Origin of the sequence: Pseudoalteromonas sp. S1609 (assembly GCF_005887255.1) — a bacterium.
Classification (GTDB): domain Bacteria; phylum Pseudomonadota; class Gammaproteobacteria; order Enterobacterales; family Alteromonadaceae; genus Pseudoalteromonas.
This window is the reverse complement of the sequence record NZ_PNDJ01000034.1, coordinates 18,545-44,719: the sequence shown is the minus strand read 5'-3', so window position 1 is coordinate 44,719 and position 26,175 is coordinate 18,545. Positions and strand designations below refer to the sequence as shown.

At 38.9% G+C, this 26,175-nt stretch carries 26 protein-coding genes; 22 read left to right on the top strand and 4 right to left on the bottom strand.

Annotated elements, in window-relative coordinates; all coding sequences use genetic code 11:
* Positions 1-264 precede the first annotated feature (264 nt).
* Positions 265-1,473: a porin gene (locus tag CWB76_RS10310; protein WP_138607340.1), complete on the bottom strand. Its 1,209-nt coding sequence runs from the start codon at positions 1,471-1,473 to the stop codon at positions 265-267.
* A gap of 613 nt (positions 1,474-2,086) precedes the next feature.
* On the opposite strand from CWB76_RS10310, the gene CWB76_RS10305 reads away from it, so the two are divergent.
* From CWB76_RS10305 to CWB76_RS10275, 7 genes are all read left to right on the top strand, one after another.
* Positions 2,087-3,673 (top strand): ABC-F family ATPase, encoded by a 1,587-nt coding sequence (locus CWB76_RS10305; RefSeq protein WP_138607347.1) that lies wholly within the window; start codon positions 2,087-2,089, stop codon positions 3,671-3,673.
* Between the two features lie 153 nt (positions 3,674-3,826).
* Complete coding sequence (gene purE, locus CWB76_RS10300; RefSeq protein WP_008114610.1) at positions 3,827-4,309, top strand: 5-(carboxyamino)imidazole ribonucleotide mutase; 483 nt, start codon at positions 3,827-3,829, stop codon at positions 4,307-4,309.
* 2 nt (positions 4,310-4,311) lie between these two features.
* Positions 4,312-5,454: a 5-(carboxyamino)imidazole ribonucleotide synthase gene (locus CWB76_RS10295; RefSeq protein ID WP_138607338.1), complete on the top strand. Its 1,143-nt coding sequence runs from the start codon at positions 4,312-4,314 to the stop codon at positions 5,452-5,454.
* 64 nt (positions 5,455-5,518) lie between these two features.
* A complete protein-coding gene (locus tag CWB76_RS10290) occupies positions 5,519-5,743 on the top strand; it encodes a DUF2798 domain-containing protein (RefSeq protein WP_138607336.1) in 225 nt (74 codons plus the stop codon).
* A 4-nt stretch (positions 5,744-5,747) separates the two neighbouring features.
* Positions 5,748-6,677, top strand: coding sequence for a YeiH family protein (locus CWB76_RS10285; protein WP_138607334.1), 930 nt, complete (start codon positions 5,748-5,750; stop codon positions 6,675-6,677).
* Complete coding sequence (locus CWB76_RS10280; protein ID WP_138607332.1) at positions 6,677-7,846, top strand: endonuclease/exonuclease/phosphatase family protein; 1,170 nt, start codon at positions 6,677-6,679, stop codon at positions 7,844-7,846. The genes CWB76_RS10285 and CWB76_RS10280 overlap by 1 nt, the downstream gene beginning before the upstream one ends.
* A 105-nt stretch (positions 7,847-7,951) precedes the next feature.
* Positions 7,952-10,453, top strand: a complete 2,502-nt coding sequence (locus CWB76_RS10275; protein WP_138607330.1) for a S9 family peptidase — start codon at positions 7,952-7,954, stop codon at positions 10,451-10,453.
* Positions 10,454-10,495: 42 nt separating this feature from the next.
* Here the strand turns inward: CWB76_RS10275 and rrtA are convergent, their stop codons facing one another.
* The gene (gene rrtA, locus CWB76_RS10270) at positions 10,496-11,083 is read right to left on the bottom strand and encodes a rhombosortase (RefSeq protein WP_138607328.1); all 588 of its coding nucleotides are present in this window, start codon (positions 11,081-11,083) and stop codon (positions 10,496-10,498) included.
* A 95-nt stretch (positions 11,084-11,178) separates the two neighbouring features.
* Between rrtA and ggt the strand changes: the two genes are divergently transcribed.
* The 3 genes from ggt (at position 11,179) to CWB76_RS10255 (ending at position 15,823) form a co-directional block, all read left to right on the top strand.
* A complete protein-coding gene (ggt, locus tag CWB76_RS10265; RefSeq protein WP_138607326.1) occupies positions 11,179-12,957 on the top strand; it encodes a gamma-glutamyltransferase in 1,779 nt (592 codons plus the stop codon).
* 353 nt (positions 12,958-13,310) lie between these two features.
* On the top strand, positions 13,311-15,005 hold the full coding sequence (locus tag CWB76_RS10260; RefSeq protein ID WP_010389997.1) for an NAD-dependent malic enzyme: 1,695 nt from the start codon (positions 13,311-13,313) through the stop codon (positions 15,003-15,005).
* A gap of 107 nt (positions 15,006-15,112) precedes the next feature.
* Entirely contained in the window at positions 15,113-15,823 is a 711-nt protein-coding gene (locus tag CWB76_RS10255) for an SIMPL domain-containing protein (RefSeq protein ID WP_138607324.1), read from the top strand.
* On the opposite strand, the gene CWB76_RS10250 is transcribed toward CWB76_RS10255, so the two are convergent.
* The gene (locus CWB76_RS10250) at positions 15,820-17,181 is read right to left on the bottom strand and encodes a DUF2254 domain-containing protein (RefSeq protein WP_138607322.1); all 1,362 of its coding nucleotides are present in this window, start codon (positions 17,179-17,181) and stop codon (positions 15,820-15,822) included. The two genes, CWB76_RS10255 and CWB76_RS10250, sit on opposite strands and share 4 nt — an antisense overlap.
* Positions 17,182-17,303: 122 nt before the next feature.
* On the opposite strand from CWB76_RS10250, the gene CWB76_RS10245 reads away from it, so the two are divergent.
* The 6 genes from CWB76_RS10245 (at position 17,304) to CWB76_RS10220 (ending at position 21,471) form a co-directional block, all read left to right on the top strand.
* Positions 17,304-17,672, top strand: a complete 369-nt coding sequence (locus tag CWB76_RS10245; protein WP_138607320.1) for an MAPEG family protein — start codon at positions 17,304-17,306, stop codon at positions 17,670-17,672.
* Positions 17,673-17,678: 6 nt separating this feature from the next.
* Positions 17,679-18,581, top strand: coding sequence for a transporter substrate-binding domain-containing protein (locus CWB76_RS10240; RefSeq protein WP_138607318.1), 903 nt, complete (start codon positions 17,679-17,681; stop codon positions 18,579-18,581).
* Positions 18,582-18,587: 6 nt separating this feature from the next.
* Entirely contained in the window at positions 18,588-19,226 is a 639-nt protein-coding gene (locus CWB76_RS10235) for a sulfotransferase (RefSeq protein ID WP_138607316.1), read from the top strand.
* 68 nt (positions 19,227-19,294) lie between these two features.
* A complete protein-coding gene (locus CWB76_RS10230) occupies positions 19,295-19,867 on the top strand; it encodes a MiaE family protein (protein ID WP_138607314.1) in 573 nt (190 codons plus the stop codon).
* 183 nt (positions 19,868-20,050) lie between these two features.
* A complete protein-coding gene (locus tag CWB76_RS10225; RefSeq protein WP_138607312.1) occupies positions 20,051-21,019 on the top strand; it encodes an ATP-dependent 6-phosphofructokinase in 969 nt (322 codons plus the stop codon).
* 140 nt (positions 21,020-21,159) lie between these two features.
* Complete coding sequence (locus CWB76_RS10220; RefSeq protein WP_249363167.1) at positions 21,160-21,471, top strand: DUF1090 domain-containing protein; 312 nt, start codon at positions 21,160-21,162, stop codon at positions 21,469-21,471.
* A gap of 244 nt (positions 21,472-21,715) precedes the next feature.
* Here the strand turns inward: CWB76_RS10220 and CWB76_RS10215 are convergent, their stop codons facing one another.
* Complete coding sequence (locus CWB76_RS10215; RefSeq protein ID WP_086994068.1) at positions 21,716-21,994, bottom strand: hypothetical protein; 279 nt, start codon at positions 21,992-21,994, stop codon at positions 21,716-21,718.
* A gap of 246 nt (positions 21,995-22,240) precedes the next feature.
* Between CWB76_RS10215 and CWB76_RS10210 the strand changes: the two genes are divergently transcribed.
* From CWB76_RS10210 to CWB76_RS10185, 6 genes are all read left to right on the top strand, one after another.
* Positions 22,241-22,489: a hypothetical protein gene (locus tag CWB76_RS10210; RefSeq protein ID WP_138607310.1), complete on the top strand. Its 249-nt coding sequence runs from the start codon at positions 22,241-22,243 to the stop codon at positions 22,487-22,489.
* A gap of 948 nt (positions 22,490-23,437) precedes the next feature.
* Positions 23,438-23,710 (top strand): hypothetical protein, encoded by a 273-nt coding sequence (locus tag CWB76_RS10205; RefSeq protein WP_138607308.1) that lies wholly within the window; start codon positions 23,438-23,440, stop codon positions 23,708-23,710.
* On the top strand, positions 23,697-23,921 hold the full coding sequence (locus tag CWB76_RS10200) for a hypothetical protein (RefSeq protein ID WP_138607306.1): 225 nt from the start codon (positions 23,697-23,699) through the stop codon (positions 23,919-23,921). Before CWB76_RS10205 ends, CWB76_RS10200 begins: the two co-directional genes overlap by 14 nt.
* Before the next feature lie 99 nt (positions 23,922-24,020).
* Positions 24,021-24,644 (top strand): hypothetical protein, encoded by a 624-nt coding sequence (locus CWB76_RS10195; RefSeq protein WP_138607304.1) that lies wholly within the window; start codon positions 24,021-24,023, stop codon positions 24,642-24,644.
* An 11-nt stretch (positions 24,645-24,655) separates the two neighbouring features.
* Positions 24,656-25,261 carry a hypothetical protein gene (locus CWB76_RS10190; RefSeq protein ID WP_138607303.1) on the top strand — a complete coding sequence of 202 codons (606 nt, stop codon included), beginning with the start codon at positions 24,656-24,658 and terminating at the stop codon, positions 25,259-25,261.
* A 2-nt stretch (positions 25,262-25,263) separates the two neighbouring features.
* Positions 25,264-25,992: a hypothetical protein gene (locus CWB76_RS10185; RefSeq protein WP_138607301.1), complete on the top strand. Its 729-nt coding sequence runs from the start codon at positions 25,264-25,266 to the stop codon at positions 25,990-25,992.
* The last annotated feature ends 183 nt before the right edge of the window (positions 25,993-26,175 follow it).

Sequence of the window (26,175 nt, the reverse complement as noted above, 5' to 3'; positions counted from 1 at the left end):
AAATCGCGGCGCGAGGTTTGTAACCTAGTGGGCTAAGTAAAAACCGAGCAACAAAGAGTAAATCGCTCCTAGGCAGAACCCTTCGGGCAGCGCCTGTTTGGCATTGATGCTGCGTTATCGCCTATTTATGGGGAATACCACACCACATAGGCTCTGCCTTGCCTAAATACCAAACAGACTGCTGCAAATTTAACCTTGAAAGGTCAACAGACCCTATTAGTCTGTTGACCTTTGTTATTTTAAGCTTGAAAGCTCAACAGGCCATTAAAGAACGTATCTAAAACCAAAAGCAATACCGTCATCTTCCGATTGTTCCATTTGTGCTTGCTGCTGTTTATTATCACTTTCAAAATCACCAAAATCTTTTCGTGCTTCTAGATACAGCTGGGTGTTTTCATCAATTAAATAATGAACACCCATAACTGCAAACTGACGTTTAAAAACATCATTAGGATCGGCGTTAAAGTTTGGTTGAATTACGTAGTCATCACCTGCATCAAACAAGTTGTAGGCAATAAATGGTCTAAAGTCGTTTTCAAAACGATACGATACGAACGTTTCAATACCAATTGCATCTTCAATTAAGCGACCAATGTTATCTGTGTCGTGGTTTTCGTTTTTGTTGATATTAGCGGCTACATATAAACCTGGCGCATCAATATTGCCCCAAATAACACCTGCACCATAAATTAAATCGTCAACAGAGCGGGTTGTTCCGTCGCCATAAGTTAATTCAAACTCGCCGCGGTTAATACCCGCGGTCAGTTTTAGCTTATTAGTCACGTTATAGGTTACTGCACCGCCAAATGTATAGTTAAATTCAACTTGTTGCGCAGCAGTATCGCCTGACTCAAAATTAGCCCGGCATTGTGATTCTGTAATATCACTTACATCACAGGTATAAAAAGCGCTGTTTTTTAACTGAGTTTGCACACTAAAATCAAAATCACTGTAACTATTACGGTATTGCAATGTTTTATCGCCACGACCAGTACCATTTACAGCACCATCGTCTTTGTTGTAGGTATAGACACCTGCGGCGTTGCCATCCCAAACATAGCTGTAGTTAGTTGCATATACTACGTCAAACCACGCACCCCATTGTTTACCAATAGTAATTTGGCCGTATTTATCGTGTTTTAAACCAGCATAGCCTAACCGGTTATACAAAAATTCGTCTTGAATCGATTCAAAACGGTTGTTGTATACAATATCGCTACTGCCAACAGGGTTTACACCCCATTCAACTAAAGCCATTGCTTCCCAGCCATTCTTTAGTTGGCGTTTAAAATCAAAATTAATTCGTGAGGCACCATTAACCACTTCATTTTGACCTTGAGTATTAATTACTCGCGCATCTATATAACCGCCAATTGCGACTGTATTTTTTTCATCCTTAAATACTTCGATTGCTGAAACACTCGGTGTTGTTAAAACACCTGCAATCGCGAGCGATACTAATTTTATTTTCATTGTGTGTGCCTTGCCTAAAAAAGACGTTTTTATAATTACTAAATTCGAAGTCGTGCAGACTAGCAAAGCAATAAAAGGCTCAAAAGTGAAAAATTATCAACGATAATTAATACGAAATGCGCTGCTTGTTCACTTTAAGTTAATACTGTTTTTATTTTGTAGCCGTATAAACTGCTATTTAATTTTGGAATAAGACATTAGGCTTAAATGCAGGAGAGAAAGTGTTGAGTTTTTTTCATAGTTGCTACTATCGGCATAGGTAGAGCTAAAACTCTAATACTATAAAAAACGTTAATATAGCCGTATTAAATGTTAATAAAAGTAAAATGCGACCAAATAGCGTTTTAGCACGTTAAATTTTATTTATTAGCAATGACTGTAATTGTTTTTTTATTAAACATTTTTTTACCGCATTTACAGAATAATAGTGAACTTTACATAGCTTTTTTTACTTTAACACGGTCTACCACTGTGGCTATTCCAATCCTTATTTAGCAAAAAAATAGCCACTGTTTACTTTAGGGTATGCTATAAACTTTCATAGAAAAAAACGCTGATTTGGTTTAAACTGCGCGCAATTTAAATACTTCAGTCTCCCTTGGAGGGTAGCGCTATTATTAGTACAGCTAACATCACCATGCAATTTGGTGCTAAACCATTATTTGAAAATATCTCAGCTAAATTTGGTGAATCAAACCGCTATGGTTTAATTGGCGCCAATGGCTGTGGTAAATCAACGTTTATGAAGATTCTAAGCGGTGAACTTGAACCATCATCGGGTAATGTAAGCACAGATCCTAATGAGCGTGTTGCTAAACTAAATCAAGATCAGTTCGCTTACGAAGAATACTCTGTGATCGACACTGTAATAATGGGTCACAAAGAACTTTGGGATATAAAACAAGAACGCGATCGTATTTATAGCCTACCAGAGATGAGTGAAGAGGATGGCATGAAGGTAGCCGACCTTGAAACTGAGTTTGCTGAAATGGACGGCTATTCTGCTGAGTCTAAAGCGGGTGAGCTATTACTGGGCGTTGGTATTGCTACTGAACAACATTACGGTCCTATGTCTGAAATCGCACCAGGTTTTAAACTTCGTGTGCTATTAGCGCAAGTATTGTTTTCAGAGCCTGATATCATGTTGCTTGATGAGCCTACCAATAACTTGGACATTTACACAATTAAGTGGTTAGAAGATGTTCTAAATCAACGTGACTGTACTATGATCATCATCTCGCATGACCGTCATTTTTTAAACTCAGTATGTACGCATATGGCCGATATTGACTACGGTGAATTACGTATTTACCCGGGTAACTACGATGAATATATGTTTGCAGCGACCCAAGCTCGCGAGCGTTTATTGAGTGAAAACGCCAAAAAGAAAAGCCAAATAGCTGAACTACAACAGTTTGTATCGCGCTTTTCTGCTAATGCTTCAAAAGCAAAGCAAGCAACTTCACGTGCAAAACGTATTGATAAAATTCAATTAGATGAAGTGAAAGCTTCGTCACGTCAGTCGCCATTTATCCGTTTTGAACAAGAAAAGCAGTTATTCCGTAACGCGCTTGAAATGACTAGCTTATCGCAAGGCTTTGAAGAAACTTTATTTTCAGGTTTAGAAGGCCTAGTTGAAGTAGGTGAACGCATTGCTATTATTGGTGAGAATGGTGTCGGTAAAACAACACTACTAAACACCTTAGCAGGGCGTTTAGCGCCTAAAAGCGGTGAGTTTAAATGGTCTGAAAATGCTAATATTGGCTATTATGCGCAAGACCATGCCGATGAGTTTGAAAAAGACATGAACTTATTTGAGTGGATGGAACAATGGCAGCAAGAGGGCGATGACGAGCAAGTTGTTCGCAGCTTCTTAGGTCGTATGTTGTTTTCACAAAACGATATTAAAAAATCTGTAAAAGTTATCTCAGGTGGTGAGCAAGGTCGTATGCTGTTTGGTAAAATCATGATGCATAAACCAAATATCTTATTAATGGATGAGCCGACTAACCACATGGATATGGAATCTATAGAAGCGCTTAACTTAGCACTTGAAGCGTATGAAGGTACTTTGATGTTTGTGTCACACGACCGTCAGTTTGTATCATCAGTTGCTACCCGTATTTGGGAAATTAAAGACGGTAAAATTATCGACTTTAGAGGAAACTACAGCGAATACTTGGCGAGTAAAGAAGCATAACAGCAAGTATTTTCAGCATTTAAAAAAAGCCATGTTTAACATGGCTTTTTTATTGCCTGCTGGTCGCATTACTGCGGTATTTAAGTATATAATACCCGCCATAAAACCGGACATAAGTCCGCTATTTTTAAAATACATTACTGAGGAGTATTTATGACTGTTGGCATTATTATGGGTTCTAAATCAGATTGGCCAACCATGGAACACGCTGCGCTGATGCTAGAAAAATTTGGCATTGCTTATGAAACTAAAGTGGTTTCTGCTCACCGCACTCCTCAATTACTTGCTGATTATGCAAGTTCAGCAAGCGAGCGTGGCATTAAAGTAATTATTGCAGGCGCAGGTGGGGCGGCTCACTTACCGGGTATGGCTGCAGCGTTTACATCATTGCCAGTTTTAGGCGTTCCAGTTAAGTCAAAAGCATTAAATGGTGTTGATTCATTATTGTCTATTTGCCAGATGCCTAAGGGCGTTGCTGTAGGCACATTGGCTATTGGTGAGCCAGGTGCAGCTAATGCTGGTTTATTGGCTGCACAAATATTAGGCTGTCAAAATCCTGAAATTTTCGCCAAAATTGAAGCGTTTCGTAAAGAGCAAACCGACACTATTCTAGCTAACCCAAATCCTGCAGAGTAATAATGACTATATTAATTTTAGGTGCTGGGCAGCTTGCGCGAATGATGAGCCTTGCTGGCGCACCGCTTAATTTAAATGTGATTGCTTATGATGTTGGCAGCCAACAAATTGTGCACCCGCTAACCAACCAAGTGTATTCAACCACACTTGAGCAAGCTATCAATGATGCAGATGCGATTACCGCTGAGTTTGAGCATATTCCCGATGATGTATTAACGCTTTGCTGCAATAGCAATAAGTTTTATCCAGGTAAACAAGCAATAAAAACCGGTGGTGACCGTTCGCTTGAAAAAGCCTTGTTAGATAAAACCGAAGTAGCTTGTGCACCATACCAACTTATTACTGAAAAAGCGCATCTTGAACAAGCAGCTAAAATATTAGGTAAGCCGTTAGTTATAAAAACCTGCCAAGCAGGGTATGACGGCAAAGGCCAATGGCGTTTAAAATCTGATGATGAAATAGACACTATTTGGGCTGAAATGGCTGACTTTATTGCCTCAGGTACAGAGCATGCACCTCATTCAATTATTGCTGAGAAAATGATCCCGTTTGATCGTGAAGTCTCTATTATTGGCGCGCGCGACAAAGAGGGTAACGTTGCAATTTATCCACTTACAGAAAACCAACATACCAATGGTGTATTAACGCTTTCACTAGCCGGTAAAGATAATAGTTTAGTTGAGAGCCAAGCAACCTCAGCATTTACCCGTATTGCAAATGAGCTTAATTATGTAGGTGTATTGGCCATAGAGTTTTTTGATGTACAGGGTATGTTATTAGTTAACGAAATAGCTCCTCGAGTACATAACTCAGGACATTGGACTCAGCAAGGTGCTCACTGCTCGCAATTTGAAAACCATATGCGTGCTGTTGCAGGGTTACCTTTGGGTAATACGCAAATTAAGCAACCTACTGCTATGATCAATGTATTAGGCCAAGCACATATTCCTGCTGATGTTTTAAAAACGGCGGATGTAACCAGTCACTGGTATGGTAAAGGCGTTAAGCCCGGTCGTAAAATGGGGCATATTAATGTTTCGGGTGAGAGTTTACAGCAATTAGGTAACCGCCTAGCTGAACTTACATCATGCTTGCCAGAGCAGGATTACCCAGGCGTATTAGCTACTAGCAAATCGCTATTATAAGTTAAAAAATCAAGCGGTAAGTTGAATTCAATTTATCGCTTTACCTTCTAAAGGTTTCTTTTCAATGATCCACCCAAAGTTTCGTACTATTGTGTTCGCTTTTTTTATGGCACTTTTCATGTCAGGCTTTATGTCGTTTGTTATTTCAATTTTTAATGTAGGAATGGTCGAAAATATTGTAGCTATATGGCTTAAAGCCTGGTTATTTGCCTTTTGTATTGCCTTTCCTACAGTTATATTTGTTGCTCCCGTCGTACATAAACTGACAAATAAACTTATTCAGCCTTAAAGTGATGATTATCACTAAATTGCATAAGCCAATATTTATACTCTTACTCGCTTTGTGTATGACTCCTTTTTTAGGTGCTGGAAGTGCATTGGTTTTAGGCGCCATATTTGCCATTACCTTAGGCAACCCGTTTAGTGAGCTTTCTCAACAGGCCAGTAAAGTGATGCTTAAGCTTGCCGTTGTGGGCTTAGGCTTTGCTGTTGATTTTAATGAAGTAATTGAGGTAGGACGCAGCTCTTTAGTATTAACAATTGTGAGTATTACTGCCATAATCGGGTTTGGAGAGATTTTAACCCAAGTTTTTAAGCTTAATCGTAATACAGGCGTGCTAATTTCATTTGGTACCGCTATTTGCGGTGGCAGCGCCATTGCCGCTATGGCACCGGTTATAAAAGCTAAAGATCACGAAGTCGCTGTTGCCTTGGGGATTGTATTTTTACTTAATGGCGTGGGATTATTATTATTTCCCGCAATTGGGCACTATTTTGAGTTAACCCAACAGCAATTTGGTTTGTGGGCCGCATTAGCCATTCACGATACTAGCAGCGTAGTAGGGGCATCGGCTACTTATGGTGCTGTGGCACTGAGTATTGCCACTACGGTAAAATTGACCCGTGCGATGTGGATCATTCCTTATACAGCGGTTGCGGGAGTGTTCATGCGCTCTGATGAAAAGGCAAGTATTCCTTTATTTATTGTGGGCTTTTTATTAGCCGCATTAATAAATACTTATATGCCGTCGTTTTCATCGACATGGGAACTTATTAATAGTGCAGCTAAGCAATTATTAGTGGTTACACTGTTTTTAATTGGCAGTGGTTTGTCACTATCGGTTCTTAAGCAAGCAGGTATAAAGCCATTTTTGATGGCAATTACTTTGTGGGTTATAGTCAGCAGCACAATTTTATTATTAATTATAGATGGATTCATATAATGAAACGTAATCTTAGTATTACAGCAATCAGTAGTGTGTTATTTGCTGTTTTTTCTAGCAGCCCTGTATTGGCTGAATCGCTACGCGTAGCAACCTTTAATGTCAGTATGGATGCCACTAATTACACCGCTAAAAATGAACAAGTAAAAAGTGATGCACTGGTAAATGCACTGCGTTCAAACCACCAGCAAATTAAAAATATTGCTGAAATAATCCAGCGCGTCCGCCCAGATGTAGTACTACTCAATGAGTTTGACTACATTCCAAAAGAGCAAGGTATCGAGTATTTTAAAAGCCATTATTTAAATGTAGGGCAAAATAATCAAGCAGCAATTGATTACCCATACGTTTACATTGCCCCCGTTAATACCGGCTTAGCAACTGAGTTTGACTTAGACAATAACGGCAAAAAAACTGGGGTAATGGGTGATGCACAGGGCTTTGGTTTTTTTGAAGGCCATTACGCAATGGCGTTTTTATCTCGCTACCCGATTGATTTTGACAACATCAGAACCCTGCAAACCTTTAAGCACAAAGATTTACCTAATGTACAAATGCCGGTTGACCCAAAAACTAATACCAATTGGTATAACGATGAAGAGTGGAATACTTTACGTTTAAGCTCTAAATCTTTTTGGGATATACCCGTAAAAGTAAACGATAAAGTAGTCCATATGCTAGCGTCGCACCCAACACCACCTGTGTTTGATGGCGAAGAAGACAGAAACGGTATTCGTAACCATGATGAAATTAGGCTTATTGCCGATTACGTTAATAACGAAAGTTACCTTTATGATGATAATGGTAAAAAGGGTGGGCTTGCAGCAAAATCGCGATTTGTGATTTTAGGTGATCTAAATGCCGCACCTGAAGGTAATAAAAAGCGTACTAATACTACAGATCAAATACTTAAAAGCCCATTGATTAACGCCGGTTTTATTCCAACCAGTGAGGGCGCAAAAGAGCAATACCCGCAAGCTTATGCTAAAAACTATACCGCTAATTGGCAAGCACGCGTTGATTACGTACTCCCTTCAAATTATGGCTTAACCATAAAAGGTGGTGGAGTTTTTTGGCCGAAAAAACAAAGCGAATTATATCGTTTAATTAAAGATAGAAATGCATCAAGCGACCACCGATTAGTCTGGCTTGATTTAACGGTTGAATAAACGGGTTACTCACCCCAATATCAGCGTTGTTTGTCTTAAATAATTGCATTTATAAAGGTGCTTCTGCTTAAATATGGTTAATTATAATAACCGTCAAGAAGCACTATGATTTTTAAATTCTCATCTTCTAAAACACTTGTTGCAATCGCTGTTGCATCAAGTGTTATGTTAGCGGGTTGTACCGCAACCGCTACAACTTCTACTGACTCATCTATTCAAACAAATACCACCGTTGCTAGTGTTGTTAACACGCCCGCAGATTTGGGCGATTCAAAAATTACCCTTGAACAAGCCATGGCTCACCCTGATTGGATTGGACGCCAACCGCAAAGCGCTTTTTGGAGTGCAGATTCAAGTACCATCATTTACTCGCGTAAGCAGCAAGGTAGTGAGCTAAGAGATTTATTCGCTCAAGCTGTAAACTCACAAACAGCAGAGCAAGTGGCACTAGAAAAATTACACAGTGTTGGTTCAAGTAAAGCTGTTTTTTCAAACGATAAGTCACTTCAAGCTTATGTGTTTGAGGGTAACGTATTTATCAAAAACGTAAAATCAGGCGCAATTAAACAAATTACGCAAAGCTCTGCGACAGAGTCAAAACCACAATTTTTAAACGACGGTAACTTAGCGTATCGTCAGGGTAATATCTTTTTTAAAGTAGATTTAACCACAGGTTTAACCCGTGAAATTGCCAACTTAAAACTGGCTGATAAACCACAAGGCGTAAAAGAACCATCAACTTATATCGCCAAAGAGCAACATAAGCTGATTGATTACATTGCACTACAGCATAAAAATAAACAAGACAAGCATGCGCGCAAAGAGCAAGTAAAAGCGAGTAATAGCTCAATTGCTAACACCCATTATTATTTAGGTGATGGCAACACGGTTGATGAAGCCGAGCTTTCTCCAAATGGCGATGCATTAATTGTAGTAGTACAAGAAAAAAGCTCATGGCGTGGTGAAGGCGATATTATGCCTAATTACATCACTGATGATGCGACGATAGAGCCTAAAAAAGTTCGCCGTCGCGTAGCTGATTCTAAAGAGCAAACCTCAGAGCTTGTTTATATTAACCTTGCAGATCAAAGCCAAACCACATTAGGGTTTAACACCTTACCTGGTTTTGATGAAGATGTACTTGCTGAGGTTAAAAAAGAAAACTTCGCCCGTGACGGTAAAACCTATAAATCTAAAAAACAACCTCGTGGTATTAACGTTATTTCAGACTGGGGTTGGAATCAATCACCCATCAGCTGGAACGATGATGGTAGCCAAGTAGCGATTATGCTTGAAGCATGGGATAACAAAGATCGTTGGTTAGCCACTGTAGATTTTGAAAATAACAAACTTGTCTCTCAACATCGACTACATGACGACGCATGGATTGCTTATGCGTTTAACGACTTTGGTTGGTTAAATGATTCCAATACTCTGTATTATTTATCAGAAGAGTCGGGCTATAGTCAGCTTTATAAAAAGCCACTTGATGGTAAAGCGACTGCGCTTACCATGGGTAAATTTGAAGTATCTAATTTAACCCTCGCTGATGACAATAGTGCTATCTATTATAAAGCGAATGTTGAGCATCCAGGTCTTTACGAAATTTACCGTGTAAACCCACAAACAGGTGATAGCGAGCAAGTAACAGACTTAAATGGCATGACAGATTACACCTTAAGCCCTGATCAGTCTAAGTTATTATTAAAACACTCTAAAATTACCATGCCGACTGAACTTTATGTAGCTGAGGCTAAAGCAAACACAACCGCAACTCGTTTAACTAACACGGTATCTGACGCGTTCTTAGCTAAAAAACTAACGGCGCCTAAAATTGTTGCTGTGCCTTCAAGCAATACAGATCAGCCAATATACGCCAAAGTTTATTACCCAGCTGATTACCAAGAAGGTGAAACAGGTAAAAACCGTAAAGCGGTTATTTTTAACCATGGTGCCGGTTACCTGCAAAATTCACACATGGGTTGGTCTGGTTACTTTCGCGAATTTATGTTCCATTCATTACTTGCCGATGAAGGTTATGTAGTGATGGATATGGATTACCGTGCTTCTAAAGGTTATGGCCGTGATTGGCGTACTGCTATTTACCGTCAAATGGGAACACCTGAAACACAAGATTTAGCAGATGGCGTAAAATGGATGGCTGAAAATGCCAACGTTGATACTCAAGCGGTTGGTACTTACGGTGGTTCATACGGCGGATTTATGACCTTTATGGCGTTATTTACTGCGCCAGATTTGTTTCAATCAGGTGCTGCGCTTCGCCCTGTGACTGATTGGGCACATTATAATACAGGCTATACTGCTAACATTTTGAATCACCCAGATGTTGACCCAATTGCTTATGAACGTAGTTCACCTATTTACTATGCAGAAGGGCTTAAAAAGCATTTATTAATAAATGCGCCAATGGTTGATGATAATGTGTTTTTTCAAGATTCAGTGCGTTTAGTACAACGTTTAATCGAGCTTGAGAAAGAAAACTTTGAAACAGCAATCTTTCCAGTAGAGCCGCATGGTTTTGTGCAGCCTTCGAGCTGGTTAGATGAATACCGTCGAATTTATAAGCTGTTTAAAGAAACACTATAAATAGCGGTAAGTTGATAAAAAACGCCACAATGTGGCGTTTTTTTATTCTTTATTTTTGCTGATGAATTTAATAATTAAAGGAACGCCCAACAATGCGCCGCCAATCGCGCCAATTAAATGTGCATCAACAGCCACCGTTGAGTTGATCAATGCGCCAATATCAGCACTAGGGCCATTTATTTGTTCAGCGATTAGCTTTACCCACACACCAATAAACAACACATAACCCGATTTAAGTCCAACAGTGGCATCTTTTATGGCTCCCCAAATGATCACGCCATGCAAAACTGCACTAAGCCCTGTGTAAATTGTAATTGTGGGGCAAAACCAAAAAACACCTAAGCCACACCAAATTGCCAATGTGGCAATATTAAAACTATATCTGCTTGGGGATGTGTACTCACCATGCAATAACCAAATAAGCGCGATACCGGCACAATTCAGCCCTAAGTGCGCCCAATTGGCATGTACAAATTGGCTGGTAAACAAACGCCACAGTTGGCCTTGTTCAATCAGTTGACGATTAAATTCAAGTTCGTTGTTTATACCCAGCCATGCTAAGAAAGTACTTAATACAATTAAACATAAGGGAGGGAAAACATAGCGCGGCTGAAGAGGTAAATTAAGCATTTAGCGATCATTTTTATATTTATTTTTGCATATTGTGCCTGTTTAACTTTAAGATGCCAATTATCTTCCATGCAATTTAAGTTTATTAAGTGATTATGAATTTTAAGCTCAACTGTTTATTCGCACTGACTCTAAGTGCCTTGTCTTTTCCTTTGTTTGCACAAAACGCTAGCACAATTGAAACACGTGAACCTGAAGCGGCCACAGGTGTTGTACATAAGAAATTAGTGGCTGGCGATAAGTACATGGTAGCCGCCGCTAACCCGTATGCTTCACAAGCTGGTAAAGCCATTTTAGCGCAAGGCGGCAGTGCGGTTGATGCCGCTATTGCCACCCAATTAGTACTTACATTAGTTGAGCCGCAATCATCAGGTATTGGCGGTGGTACCTTTATGATGTATTACAATAAAGCGAATAATAAACTCACCAGCTTTGATGGCCGTGAAACCGCGCCGAGTAATGCCGATGAAAACCTGTTTTTAAATAAACACGGCAACGCAGTAAAATGGATTGAAGCGGTTGTAGGTGGACGCTCTGTAGGCGTACCCGGTATTTTACATGCATTTGCCAGCGCCCATAAACAGTACGGTTCTTTACCTTGGGCTAGCTTATTTGAACCTGCGATTAAACTTGCTGAACAAGGGTTTGAAGTATCGCCTCGGTTACATGGTTTACTGGTTAGACAATTAAACCCAGGCGTAATGAGTATGCCGGTGATTAATGAGTATTTTTTTCCTAATGGCAAAGTAATTGAAGTCGGCAGTATTAAAAAAAATCAGCCATTAGCTAATTTATATAAAGACATTGCTTCAAAAGGGATAGATGCGTTTTATAAAGGCGATAATGCCAAAGCTATGGTAAAAGCAGTACAGCAGTCAAAAATTGCGCCTGGTAAATTATCTGAGCAAGATCTTGCTAATTACAGCAGTAAAGAGCGTGCACCCGTTTGTATAAAATACCGAGTTTATAATGTTTGCTCTATGGCGCCGCCAAGTAGTGGCGGTATCTCAGTACTACAAATTTTAGGCTTGCTTGAACACAAAAACATGGCAAACATTAAAGCCAATAGCGCAGAGGCAATTCATTACTTTAGCCAAGCGTCACGTATTGCGTTTGCCGATCGTAATAAATACATTGGCGATCCTGACTTTACCCAAGTACCTACTCAAGAGTTATTAAATAAAGACTATATTGCCACCCGCGCAAAATTAATTACTGAAAAAGATCAAAAAGCATTGCCAGGCAACCCTGTTGATTACTTAAGCTATGCAAATGATGATTCTTTTGAATTGCCCTCTACCTCGCATGTATCAATTGTGGATAGCAAAGGCAATGCTGTTTCAATGACCAGCTCTATTGAAATGGCGTTTGGCTCAACAGTGATGGTAAATGGTTATATTTTAAATAATCAGTTGACTGATTTTTCACTTTCGCCACGTAAAAATGGCAAATTAGTGGCCAATAGGGTCGAAGCGCATAAACGCCCGCGTAGCTCAATGTCACCGGTGATGGTATTTAACCAAGATGGCAGCTTACGTTTAGTGGTGGGCTCTCCTGGTGGGAGTCGTATTATTGATTATGTAGCGCAAGTTGTTATTGGCGTTTTAGATTGGGATTTAAATGCACAACAAGCCATTAATTTACCGCGTACAACTAATCGTAATGATTATACTAGCCTTGAAAAAGGCACTGAACTTGAAGCGCTTGTACCTAAGCTTAAAAAGCGCGGCCATGATGTACGTGTTATTGACTTAAACTCAGGGCTGCATGCGGTAGAAGTTAAAAACAACCGCTTGTATGGCGCCGCCGATCCGCGCAGAGAAGGGATGGCGTTATCTGATTTAAGTAATAATAAAGCCTCATTTAAATTTTAAACCATGTATAATAAACAGCAGGTTTGCTGCCTGCTGTTTTAAATATAACAGATTAATAGTTAATAACTATTTGAGTGAAAATAGCATGTTAACTAACGTAAAAAATTAGCAAACCTAAAAATAGCCGTCAGTGTTGTTACCATTAAAAAATAAATCGTTTGTTTAATGTGCGTTTAATTTTTAAATCCACAATCGGCAGCTAACATATTCACCAAATATGAGAGGCTTTATACTAAAGTAGCGCTTGTATTTGAACATTTTCAATGGTCTGACAAGCTTAAATGTCATTGCAATTTAGCCTTTAACAATGATAATGGCAGATCATTATTTAAGATTCAGTAAAGCTTGGAAATATGACTACAAATACCGATCCTAATTATCTTTATATTCCTTATTCTGGCCCAGGCCTAATTGAAACCCCATTATTGAATAAAGGAAGTGCTTTTAGCCAAAAAGAACGTGAAAACTTTAATCTTGCAGGTTTACTTCCTCCTCGTTACGAAACAATAGAAGAACAAGTTGAGCGTTGTTACCAACAATACTCAAGTTTTAATGACAATTTAAATAAGCACATTTATTTACGCGCTATTCAAGACAATAACGAAACGCTTTACTATCGTTTAGTGCGTGATCATATTGAAGAAATGATGCCTATTATTTACACCCCAACTGTGGGTGATGCCTGTGAAAAATTTTCTGATATTTACCGCAGTGCACGTGGTTTGTTTATTTCCTATGAAGATCGTTTCCAAATCGACGATATTTTACGTAATGCCACTAAAGGTAAAGTTAAAGTTATCGTGGTTACTGATGGCGAACGTATTTTAGGTTTAGGTGACCAAGGTATTGGCGGTATGGGTATTCCAATTGGTAAGCTCTCTTTATATACCGCCTGTGGTGGTATTAGCCCAGCGTATACATTACCGGTTATGCTTGATGTAGGCACGAATAACGAAAAACTATTAAACGACCCAATGTACATGGGTGCACGCCATAAGCGTATTGCGCAAGATGAGTACGATGAGTTTTTAGATTTATTCATTAAAGCGGTTAAGCGTCGTTGGCCAAGCGTGTTACTGCAATTTGAAGACTTTGCACAACCAAATGCTATGCCATTATTAAAGCGTTACCGTAATGAAATTTGTAGCTTTAATGATGACATTCAAGGTACTGCATCGGTTACTGTGGGGTCTTTATTAGCAGCTTGTCGTGTTAAAGGCGCTAAACTATCGACTCAAAAAGTTGTGTTTGTAGGCGCAGGATCTGCAGGCTGTGGTATTGCTGAACAAATTGTTAGCACTATGGTGGCCGAAGGTATCAGTGAAGCACAAGCTCGCAGCCAAGTATTTATGGTTGACCGTTTTGGTTTATTAACTGATGGCATGGAAGGCTTACGCGACTTCCAACAAATGTTAGCGCAACCAACGAGCTGCCTAGCCGATTGGACTTACAGCGGCGAATACGCGTCATTATTAGATGTAATGCACTGTGCAGAACCAGATATTTTAATTGGTGTATCAGGTCAACCGGGCTTATTCACTGAGCAAGTTATTCGCGCTATGCACGCAAACTGTGAAGCACCTATTATTTTCCCGTTAAGTAATCCATCTAAACAGGTAGAAGCTTACCCAGAAGATGTTATTAAATGGACTGATGGTAAAGCGATTGTAGCTACAGGTAGCCCATTTGAGCCTGTTGTTTATAACGGCGTTACTTACCCAATTCCTCAATGTAATAACAGCTACATTTTCCCAGGTATTGGCTTAGGTGTAATTGCTGCTAAAGCAACGCGTATTACCGATGCAATGCTAATTATGTCGAGTGAAATGTTGGCAGAGTCATCACCATTAGCTAATACGGGCAAAGGTAGCTTACTACCTGCGTTAACAGAAATTGAAACGCTTAGTAAACGCATTGCATTTGCCGTCGCTAAAAAAGCAATTGAAGAGGGCGTTGCTCTTGAGATTTCAGATGATGCTCTGTGGGCAGCCATCGACAGAAACTACTGGTTACCGAAGTATCGTAACTACAAGCGTTGCAGCATTTAATGCTTCATTACTAAAAAACAGGCTTTTGCCTGTTTTTTTATGCTTGTTCATCTGCAATTAACCACATAAGGTGTTAACTAAGGCAATCAATTTAAAAGGATAGAACTATGAAAACACTTTCGATTTTAACGGCTGCTTTGCTAAGCACGTCAGCCTATGCAACTAATGCCCCTGAAGAGCCTCATATCTATGTAAAAGGTGAAGCTTCGGTAACGACTATGCCAGATCATGTTTTATTAACAGTGGGTATTACGGAAATAGATAAAAACTTAATTGCCGCAAAAAAACAAACTGATACTACGATGGCCAGTGCAATTAGTTTAGTAAAAAAACTAGGCGTAGCTGATGCAGATATTAATGCTGGTCAAATCTCAATCTATCGTGATAATCAATATAACCGCGAAACAGGTAAGCAAGAGTTTACCGGGTTTAAAGTATCCAGAACGCTTACAATTAAACTCTCAGCGATTAATAAATACCCTGAGCTTTTACAAAGTTTAGTTAATAATGGTATTAATGAAATTAGACAAACGCAGTTTTTAGCGAGCAACTATGATGAGCTGCACAAAAAAGCACAAAAATTAGCTATTAAACAAGCTAAAGCAGCGGCAAAAGAGTTAAGTGCTGATTTTGATGTTGAATTGAAAGGCTTATATAGTGCGTCTTTAAGTCCGCTTGATATGCCATCAGTACCTTACATGCGCAGTGAAAAAGTAATGATGGCTGATGGTGCACCGAGTAACTATGTACCCGATGCATATCATGCTGGTGAAATTACAATAAGCGCATCAAGTTACGCAATTTATTATATTGATTAAGCGCTTATAGATGGGTGGCGCTCAAATCGTGCCACCAACTGCTTTCCTTGTGATTCACTAATACGCACAATGGCATACAGCATATTACTAATCTCTTGACGATCGTATTCGTTAACTATGTGCTGATTAATATCATCAACAATGGCATTTAAATAATTAAACACACTGTTTCGTGCATCCACATTCTCATTAGCAATAAATAAAATATTTTTAAATGCTTCAATAACGTTAGTCATTACATAGGCATCGGCTTTTGCATAATTGCGTAAAGGGGTGAAGTTATCATGAAGCAGTTCATCAAAACTGGTTTCATGAAAGTACAACAATGGTTGCTCATCTTTTTGATAGCATGAATAATTTATTGCATTAATCTTTAGTCGTTCTATTAATAATATACTGAGCATATCAATAGATTTAACGGCAGTACCCGGATCGTTTATTCCTGGGCTCATAGCTTTTACGGCAATTTCTGATATTTGTGTTAACCCATAGCGGTAATGGTCGCTAATGTATTCTTCTATATAAAAAATAAAACAGTCTAAAATTTTCTCAATTAACTCTTCGTTCTCAGATATGTCCTTATTACACTTTAAAAACGGGTAACCTTTAACTGTAAAATAACCTTGCTTAACCGTAATAAACAGCTCAATATTTTCATCTGCTAGTAGGGCACATAATTTATTAGAATGAACCCCTTTGTAGTAACCCTCGGTTGTACTGTTTATTGAATGCCAGTTTGAAAACTCGGGAAAGTTATCAACGGGGTTTTCGTCTTGCATATTGATAATGTCTTGAATTTCTTTTTTTGTTTGCCTAAACAAGCCATTTAATACGTTATCTACTTGTATTGCTTTTGAAATAGAATGAATAAAAAATACAAATAATCCTAAAGATATTAACCCAAAAACAAGCGCAAACAATACGCCAAGTGAGGGAATCGCGGTATTACCATTATCGAGTTTGTTGATATTTATCAGCATTATTATTGAATAAATAATACTACCCAAATAAAACCCTAATACCATTTGGTGTGATTTACGGGTAATGAGCCCAGGAACAACTCGGGGGGATAAGCTAGCACTGGCTGAATTTAATACCACCATCACCATAGAAAAACTAAATACGGTTAACGAAATAATGCTGCCAGCGAGGGTGCTTAAAATGGTACGTGCGTTTTCTGCGCTATCAACTAATATAAATGAAATTAGTGATTTAAGTTTTTCGATGGGGGCTAAGTACTCGACTGACATTGTCAGTACGGCAAAAAATAAAAAAGCAACAGATAATAATGAGGGATAAAACCCAATACTGTTAATTATTTCGCGGTAGCTATTGGTTATTTTTGTTCTTAAATACATATTATCCTTACTTATTACGATACCAATCTATAAATCACTCTAGCATATTTGATACTAAAGTAAGTGATTTTACAGCTTAAGTTATGTGTTATTATTGCTTAAAAATTAAATGGAAAAATACTGTGATTATATCGAGTTATGCTGCTTTACTGGCACTATATTATATTTACCTGAGTATTAATGTTGTAAAAATACGCAAGTCTGAAGGCATTTCACTTGGTAATGGGAGTCATCCTGAGCTTGAACGTGCAACTCGAGCTCATGGGAATTTTATTGAGTATGTACCAATTAGCCTAATTTTACTGTTCTTATTAGAGTATCAAGGCTTAGCAAGTCATTATATGCATGCACTTGGCGGTTTGCTATTTATAAGCCGTGCACTTCATGGCTCAGCTATTAGTACTAACAATCTAAAAGCACGTGTATTAAGTATGATGATGACTTTTGCTATTCTTTTTGTAAGTTCCTTAATTTTATTGTTAAGTCGATAAATAAAGATGCGATTCGCTATTGTTTTTATAAGCTTATGTTTTGCCACTTCGTTGGCGTCATTTGTATGGGCAATAGAAAATGACAATAGCAATCAAAGTATTGATTGTTTAAATTATGTTTATCCAAAAACGATGCGAGTTGGTGAAGATGAAGTTCTTTATCCGTTAGTTTTATTGAGAACGGCCTTACAATACAGCGGCGCAAAATATACATTAAAAGCATCGAGTATTTCTATGCCTCAAAGCCGCTCATTAAAACAAATTATACATAATGATGAAGTCAACGTTGCATGGACCATGACTTCACAGCAGCGAGAAAAAGAGCTATTGCCCGTAAGAGTGCCTATTTTTAAAGGTTTATACGGGTGGCGCTTATTGGTAACCACACAAAATAAGCTCAATAGTTTTTCAAGCATGAATAGTCTGAGCGATTTCAAACAAGTACATTTTATACAGGGACATGATTGGCCTGATACACAAATATTATTAGATAGCGGTTTACCTGTAGTAACATCAATTGAATACAGCTCTTTGTTTAATATGTTAATTAAAGGCAGGGGCGATGTATTTCCTCGTTCGTTGCTTGAGGTTAAAATGGAGCTAAATACGTTTAAAGATGATGCTGGTGAAAACTTAACCGTAGTACCACATTTAATGTTGCAATATCCAACCGCCATTTACTTCTTTTTTAGCAAAGACAACCCAGAAATTGCACAAGCTGTTGAAAAAGGGCTCGCAATTATGCGTAATAACGGTGAGTTTGACCGCTTATTTAATGCGTATTATCGCAGTGCCATTGAGCACGCAGATATCAAAAATAAGATTATTATTAGATTAGAAAACAAAAACTTACCCTTACTAACACCACTTGAGAATACTTCACTTTGGTTTTCAGAAAAAGACATGTAAAACCCCATGAAACAAAAAATATTTATTATTGGCTTACCGCGAACCGGTACCACCAGTGTATGTAATGCATTTTTACATTTGGGTATACCTGCTGCTCATACTGCATACACTACCGCCTGTTTTGATAATGCGGTCGCAATTGCAGACACCCCCATATTTAACGATTTTAAAGTATTAGATAAATACTATCCTGGCGCAAAATTTATATATTTAGAGCGAGAGCTTACTGCATGGATACCATCAATAAGACAGCTTTTACAGCGAATGCACACTAATTTAACCCGTGCAGATGGTGGCTTTAATATTCATTTAAAGCGCTGTTATTTAAATACATTTAAAGACTTTTCACTAGATAATATAAATAACGATCAGTATTTAACTGATTGTTATAACGTACACATTAATAATGCTAAGGCTTATTTTAGTAATCGAGAAGATGATTTTTTAGCGATAGATATTGCCAACCCTAACAGTTTTAGTCAGCTTTGTGATTTTTTAAATATTACCTCTGAGTTAAATGGTTTTGAAAAAATGAATATGGGGGGTAAGGTCACCGCGTGGAATGATATAAAACATCCATTAAAAATTGAATCGACAGCGAAAGGGCGGATAGATAAATTTTTACCTTATGAGAGACAAATTTAAACCGCGAGCAAAGATTTTTATTTTTAAATACGCTAAAATCCACGCATTATTTTATAAGTTGTATCCATATGTTTGAATTAAAATACCACACGCCATTTGAATGGACCGAAGTTGTTTTAGACGACTTTGAAACTTTTTTACAAGACCACGCTGCTGCTGAAAAAAAAGCATCGGGCATGGCTATGTCTATGCTTTCACATTACCCTGATAAGCGTAAATTAGTTAAAGCCATGACTGACTTAGCCTTAGAAGAGTTAATTCATTTCAAGCAAGTGCTGAAATTACTCATTGAGCGTGATACTAATTTAGGTGACGATAAAAAAGACCCTTACATTAAACAAATTCGCGCACACTTTAGACATGGTCGCGATGGTTTTTTAATGGACAGGCTACTTGTTGGCGGTGTAATTGAGGCGAGGGGACACGAACGTTTTTCTTTAGTTGCTGAAGCTTTACCTGAAGGAAAAGAAAAAGATTTTTATGTTGCGATAGCCAAGTCTGAAGAAAAACATAAAAATCTATTTGTTGAACTTGCTTACGAATACTTTGATAAACAAGAAGTTGATGATCGTTTAGAAGAGTTATTAATAATAGAAGCAGAAATTTGTAAAAATATACCGTTTACTGCTGCTCTACATTAATAGTTAACCACGGCATGTTGATAGCAAGTTAGCATGCCAATATAAATACTTCCCTCTATTGTTATGAAAAATATTTTTTAATAACGCATAACTAGATCAACTTAACTGCACTTAGTTAACACTGCCTAACAATAAACAGCTATTATCATTTTAATGTATAGCTTGCTTTAAGGACGTGAACCGATGCAACCAATTCATCATATTGCCGTGCTTACCTCTGGAGGTGATGCTCCGGGAATGAACACCGCTTTATTTGCCATCGTAAAAACCGCTCAACAACAAGGCATAAAAGTGTCAGGAGTTCGAAAAGGATATGAGGGTTTAATTGATAATGATTTAGTGACACTTGATTGTAAAAACCTGCAACAGAGTATGCACTTGGGTGGTACCGTTTTAAAAACCGCACGCAGTGAAAGATTTAGAACGGAGGCAGGTAGACAGCAAGCTTTAGCTACAATTGAACATAATAATATTGATGCCTTAATTGTCATAGGTGGCGATGGCTCTTTTAGAGGCTGTTTATGGTTATCACACATAACCAATATCCCTTATATTGGCATTCCCGGCACCATAGATAACGATATTGCAGGCACAGACTACACCTTAGGATTTGATACAGCAGTAAATACATCAATGCAATGTATTGATAATATTAGAGATACAGCAGAATCTCATAATAGGGTGTTTATTATAGAAGTTATGGGGCGTGACTCCGGATATATTGGCACTTATGCCGGTTTAACCTCTGGTGCCGATTCAGTATTGATCCCTGAAAATGACAAAGATATCGATGATTTATTGCTAAAGATTAGCGATTATCATAGCGAACACGCATTTATCGTGGTGGTATCTGAGGGCGATGAAAATGGTGTTGAATATGTATGTGAAAAAATAACTGCCGTAAATCCAAGTATAGATTTACGTGTAACCAAGCTAGGGCACTTACAGCGCGGCGGAAACCCATCGGCTGCGGATCGTATGCTAGCAATAAGATTAGGCGTACACAGTGTTAAGGTTTTATGTGCTGGAGACAGCGCTAAAATGGTGGGTATTTTAAATAACACAGTTTCAGATACTCCTATGCAAGATGTTGTAAAACAACATGTTATAAATGAAGAGCTGCAAGGGCTGTTATCTGTATTTTGCCGCTAACGACTAATTAAGTAGGAGTAATGAACAATGCGAGATAATAAAAATTATAAAATGACAATTATTAAAGGTATTACAATAAGTTTTTTATTAGCCGGTTCAACAGTCGTATTGGCCAAAGATGATTGTGCAGATTTAACGGGATGTGCGAAAAAGCCTGTGAAGTTAACCTCGAGTTATTAGCTTCAAAACACCAAGGTAATTCACACAAAGTTGCAGGTCTTAATAAAGCACTTAATAACATAAACGCATATTGTACCAATGATGGATTAAAAGCAGAGTTACAACAAAAAATAGATGATACAAATTCAGAAATTGAAGAATATAAAATCGATCTTAAAAAAGCTAAGCGCCAAGGTAAGCATGGCAAAGTTGAAAAGTATCAGCAAAAGCTAAACGACGAAACTAAACAGCTTAAGCAATTAATTGATGAGCTAAATAGTTTGGTTAATTAAAATGTCATTACAGAGTTTTTATATTTAATAAAGTAGAGCATTTTATTGAATATAAATATTAAGCGATAAAAGGGCTAAAATACCGTGTTTATAAGTGACCTAATTGCCGATAGTTGGTTTGATAAAGTACACTCTTATCTTATTTAACATAATATAAATCGTAAGAACCCAACCCAATCGCAGGGCACGCCAGCCTTGCATTTACCTTTTTTAGTAACGACATTATGACGGGGGTAAAACTCATCTAAGCCGCGCTTTTGCGCCATAATTTAGCTATCTCAGGCTTTCCCTTCTTTTCTGCCTTATTTGCCTCTATCAAAGCCAATGTTTTCAAGGGTTCTGGGTGGTCTGCAATTAAAAGTAACTGTAATGAGATATGTTCTGCAAATTCACGTTCACCAGTTCTGATGCTGCTAAGTGTCTGTTTTGATATGCCTGTCAATTTCCAAACCATATAGTCTGAATCAATATCTGCGGTATCTCTGAACCAGTCTAGAAGTTCTAGCGAAGTGGTTATTTTCATATGTTTTGCATCCGTCTTGGCGTGTCGGTTTCTAGATTATAGTGCTAGTTAACACATTGTGCACTAGGCCACAGGGTATGGACTATTCCACATCTTGTGGCTATCATTCTCCCGAATCAGTCATTCGACTGTTTTGCACTATGCTTGGCAGCATGCGGCGGTTATTGCGCAATACAATAACCGCCGCAACCCAAACCAAGCATGAACAAAATAAAAAAGTTAACTGCCAAGTTTAGGGAATTAATCATGCTAGAAAAATTAAAAAGAATAGATTTAAAAAATGCACTGGGTGCAAGTATTAGGGTTTCTCTTCAAACTAAAATAGCCAGCACAGACAATGGCATGGCTGTATTCTTTGATTCGTTATTTTTTAACGATGAATGTGAGCTTATTTATTTTATTAGCAAAGGTGAGTATTGCGGTTCTTGCCAAGTGCTACCGCAAGAGTTTGAGAAATTCAAAGCAGTGGCTAAAGCCCAAAACCTAATAAATTAACCAGCCTTGTGCTGGTTTTTGTGTTTTTAGTTAAGGCTATTACGGTGGCTTTACCTAAAAATACACTCGTTAAATAAATGGTTTTGGGGGTTGTGCACAAATTGGATCATAGAGTTTTGTGGTTTGTGCGTACCAAAATCGTGGGGGTTGAGTATCCCAATTGAGCTATCACGGGAACAATGCCGAAAGCTCAACCTGTACGAAGCGATAACATTACTGGCTAGGATAAGCGCCCAACTGGGGTAATTGGAGGTTCGCACCTTCCCGCCTATAACCGTTAGGAACACGGCCAACGTTATGAGAGTGAGCAGGGGCATAAGGGGGGCGTAGGTTGAAAGCTCTTTTAAGTCACTCTTGCGGTAAGCTTGCCTAAGCAAACCGCCATCCGAAGTAAGGCTTACCAAAGCACATTGGTTAATGTTCTTTGATAAGCCCCTCAATGCGACTTTGGGTGTGGCGCCTCTATTGTAATTAGCATAAGTACCGATTGAGTTCGGTTAATCTTATAGCGGTTTACAAGGGGCTTGCTGCACCCGAAGCGCAGCGAGGGGCAGCAAGTAGTAACAGTTCCCAGCCCTTTAAGGGCGCGCATCATAACCCAGAGAAAAGCCCCGCAGGGGCCAACATTATTCTGGGTCGCAATGGCTCTTTATTGCGGCCCATACAACCCCATGGGCGTAAGTGAGGAGAATAGCCCCGCAGGGGCCAGCATTTGGCCCGCCGCTAGGCGCAAAAAAGGCCAAGCAATTTTATTAAAAATTAAAAGAAAACTTATTGGGCGGTGCGGTATGTGCGTCAACAAGCCCCGCAGGGGGTTTTGTCCACATATCCACGGCTGATTGTATTGTGCGGTAAGTGTGTCAGTAATACGCGCAGCGGATTCTGTCCACTTATCCACAAATTTCGTTTTTTGCGGTTTTCAGGCCGATTTAATTAAAAGGTGAGCAGGTGTTAGAGAAAATTGACGAGCTACAGAAAAAGTTAAACGCTGACTTTTTTAATATTTTAAAAACTACTTTGTGTTTGGGGGTTATTGCTTGGCTTTATTATTTAGCGGCTAGTGAAGTGTCATATAGAGAGTTAGCCCAAGACTGCATTAACAATGGTCAGGTAGAAAAGTTTATTGATGGCAAAAAGCGCATTGTTGCTTGTGCCGCCTATGAAAAAACAACATCAACATTAACAGAAACGTTTGAAAGGGTTACCAATGAAAAACATTAACGCACAAATTAATAAAGTTGAAGTGGCCGCGCTGGTAACTAAGCGCGCAAGTATGCTCCAAGCCAAAACAGCGGCGGTAAATTTAGGGGATGAAACCTTAGTTTTATTAAAAATGATGGTCGCACTATGCGGGGAACTGAAACAAGAGAGCCAACAGGCCATTAAAGAACTTGAAGAATTAAAGAAACTCATTGAGTTAACAAGTGATTGAAGTTTTAAGTTATTCACTTGTTGCTATTGCCGTCTGCCTTGCTCTTCTTATGCTGCTAGCCGTTGTGGGATTATTTAAACTCATATTTTTGGAATAACAATGAAACTACCAATTAAAACAGTACCGGCACCCGATGGTGGTACGCATCCGCTACGAACCAGTAGAAATCCGATATTAGGTGTTTATTTGCATCATTGTGGTTCGGTTGCCAGTGTTCACCAGCCAAAAGGTAAGCGTAAAAACACCCGTTACTTAATTTGTGAGGAATGCGGTACCGACCAATGTGCAGGGAAAGAATATCAACAAAAAATACTCGATAACATGCAGCCAAATATTGAAGCCTTGCAAAAAACCTGTGACTTACCAGGCGAATTACCTGTGAAAATTTTCGAAGAAAAAACAGCGGATTTTGTGCCAGATGAACAAGTCGCAGCAGGTCAAACTAAAGATATAAATTTGGAGTGCGGTTTGGTTTACCACTCAATCGAACCGCTTAAACCGATAGAAGCCGCTAAACATGCGGTATCGAGCGAAAAGCAAGCCGAACCGTTAACCGATAAATTAGCCGAAACAAGCGAATCAGTTAAGCCGATAGAAACCGCTAAAACAAAGGCTCAAACCGAAACAGCTGATCCAGTAGAGCAGGCAAAGCCTGAAAATGCCAAGCGTATTGGCCTGTTTGCCATTATCGGCGCGGGCTTAGGTGCATTACTAGCAATTTAATAGGGTAAATCATGACAGACAAAAGCATAGAACAACAAGCCGAGCAAGCCGCATTAAACGAAGAGTTTAAGCCATCTATTGAAGATGAAATAAACCGTGAAGATGAAGTTCAAGCCATGGCAAAAGCGTTGGGGTTAGATGATGGTGACTTTGATCCAAAAGCCGCAGGGGTTGAAGATGCAAAGCCACTCACTCAGGAGCAAAAAGAAGCACAACAAGCCGAACTGGTAAAAGAGCTCAAAAGTGAAGAGGGTTCTTTGTTTGCTGCTACCAAATTTTTAGGCAGCTTAGAGTTTATGTTTAAGAGGTTCGGGCATCATAAGTTTTCAATTAATCCCGTTGAAAAACAAGAAACGATTAAAGCCGTAGCCCCAGCCATACAAAAATATAGCGGCTCGTTAGTCTCTATGATGGGCGATTATGAAGCCGAGGTAATGGCAGCGCTTGCGGTAGGCTCACTCACTTATGGTTCAGTGAGTCAAATAAAGAAACTTAAGGCAATGGATAAAGAAAAAGTAGTTAATACAGACGAAACCACCGCAACTGATGAACAAAAAGCGCAAAATAGTGAACAACAGCAGCCAGAAACCGCGCCAGAACAAACAAAGGCGGCTTAATCATGGCTTTATCACCTATCAACCCAAATGATGCAATAGACATCACTCATGCACTGTATGCGGGTACTACGGGGTCGTGCAAGTCAGTTGCAACCCAAAAAATAGGACTTATAAAGGCAAATGATCAAGTCGCATTTTGGGACTTGTACGGACAGTATAAAGGTAAAGAGTTTTTAGGCCGTAAAGTTCGCACCTATTCAAGCCTAAAAGGTTTTTTAATGGCTTTACACGCTGGCCGTAAAACCAAGCAAGGTTTTAAAATTGCATTCACCCCTAACAATCCACCAAAAAAGAAAGCGCTTATCAGAGAGATGTTTTTAAAAGCGGCTGGTATCGTGTGGGCAATGGGTAACGGCCTGCACCCAAAAACCTTGCACTTTGTAGCGGAAGAAATAAATCGAGTGACAATCTCATCAGGCGATGAGGACTCGATTTATGGTGAAATACTTGAAGCAGGGCGAAAATTTAACATTATGTGCCATTCCGTTACGCAACGATTAGCCCCAATACCAAACACGGTTATTGCTATGAGTGGCTACAAATGGATTGGTAGACAAGACTCTGTAGGTGATGCTGAGCGCGTAGCAAAAGAAATACAGCTTAAGCCCGCCGATATAATGAGCCTTACAAAATTCAAGGACAAAAAAGGCACTCATCACGAGTATTACTTTAAAGAGACAGGGTTTAATAACACGGTTCGCAGTGAGTTCGTTTTTAAAAACGCAGCCTAAAATAACCATTCTCCGAACAAAAACCGCTTAATTGCGGTTTTTTTTCATCTAAATAAACCTAATAGGTTAACCCTCAATTCCCCCCATTGACCGAAGCCGAAACGGTAGCGTTTACTAAAAACCACTCAAGCAAACAACGCAACTAAGAGCGCAAATGTGAACAAACAAATTATATACGGCGCA

Coding starts and splice junctions, on each gene's coding strand:
- CWB76_RS10310 (WP_138607340.1), bottom strand. CDS start 1,473: ATGAAAATAAAATTAGTATCGCTCGCGATTGCAGGTGTTTTAACAACA.
- purE (WP_008114610.1), top strand. CDS start 3,827: ATGACTGTTGGCATTATTATGGGTTCTAAATCAGATTGGCCAACCATG.
- CWB76_RS10295 (WP_138607338.1), top strand. CDS start 4,312: ATGACTATATTAATTTTAGGTGCTGGGCAGCTTGCGCGAATGATGAGC.
- CWB76_RS10290 (WP_138607336.1), top strand. CDS start 5,519: ATGATCCACCCAAAGTTTCGTACTATTGTGTTCGCTTTTTTTATGGCA.
- CWB76_RS10285 (WP_138607334.1), top strand. CDS start 5,748: ATGATTATCACTAAATTGCATAAGCCAATATTTATACTCTTACTCGCT.
- CWB76_RS10280 (WP_138607332.1), top strand. CDS start 6,677: ATGAAACGTAATCTTAGTATTACAGCAATCAGTAGTGTGTTATTTGCT.
- CWB76_RS10275 (WP_138607330.1), top strand. CDS start 7,952: ATGATTTTTAAATTCTCATCTTCTAAAACACTTGTTGCAATCGCTGTT.
- rrtA (WP_138607328.1), bottom strand. CDS start 11,083: ATGCTTAATTTACCTCTTCAGCCGCGCTATGTTTTCCCTCCCTTATGT.
- ggt (WP_138607326.1), top strand. CDS start 11,179: ATGAATTTTAAGCTCAACTGTTTATTCGCACTGACTCTAAGTGCCTTG.
- CWB76_RS10260 (WP_010389997.1), top strand. CDS start 13,311: ATGACTACAAATACCGATCCTAATTATCTTTATATTCCTTATTCTGGC.
- CWB76_RS10255 (WP_138607324.1), top strand. CDS start 15,113: ATGAAAACACTTTCGATTTTAACGGCTGCTTTGCTAAGCACGTCAGCC.
- CWB76_RS10250 (WP_138607322.1), bottom strand. CDS start 17,181: ATGTATTTAAGAACAAAAATAACCAATAGCTACCGCGAAATAATTAAC.
- CWB76_RS10240 (WP_138607318.1), top strand. CDS start 17,679: ATGCGATTCGCTATTGTTTTTATAAGCTTATGTTTTGCCACTTCGTTG.
- CWB76_RS10235 (WP_138607316.1), top strand. CDS start 18,588: ATGAAACAAAAAATATTTATTATTGGCTTACCGCGAACCGGTACCACC.
- CWB76_RS10230 (WP_138607314.1), top strand. CDS start 19,295: ATGTTTGAATTAAAATACCACACGCCATTTGAATGGACCGAAGTTGTT.
- CWB76_RS10225 (WP_138607312.1), top strand. CDS start 20,051: ATGCAACCAATTCATCATATTGCCGTGCTTACCTCTGGAGGTGATGCT.
- CWB76_RS10220 (WP_249363167.1), top strand. CDS start 21,160: ATGTGCGAAAAAGCCTGTGAAGTTAACCTCGAGTTATTAGCTTCAAAA.
- CWB76_RS10215 (WP_086994068.1), bottom strand. CDS start 21,994: ATGAAAATAACCACTTCGCTAGAACTTCTAGACTGGTTCAGAGATACC.
- CWB76_RS10210 (WP_138607310.1), top strand. CDS start 22,241: ATGCTAGAAAAATTAAAAAGAATAGATTTAAAAAATGCACTGGGTGCA.
- CWB76_RS10200 (WP_138607306.1), top strand. CDS start 23,697: ATGAAAAACATTAACGCACAAATTAATAAAGTTGAAGTGGCCGCGCTG.
- CWB76_RS10195 (WP_138607304.1), top strand. CDS start 24,021: ATGAAACTACCAATTAAAACAGTACCGGCACCCGATGGTGGTACGCAT.
- CWB76_RS10190 (WP_138607303.1), top strand. CDS start 24,656: ATGACAGACAAAAGCATAGAACAACAAGCCGAGCAAGCCGCATTAAAC.
- CWB76_RS10185 (WP_138607301.1), top strand. CDS start 25,264: ATGGCTTTATCACCTATCAACCCAAATGATGCAATAGACATCACTCAT.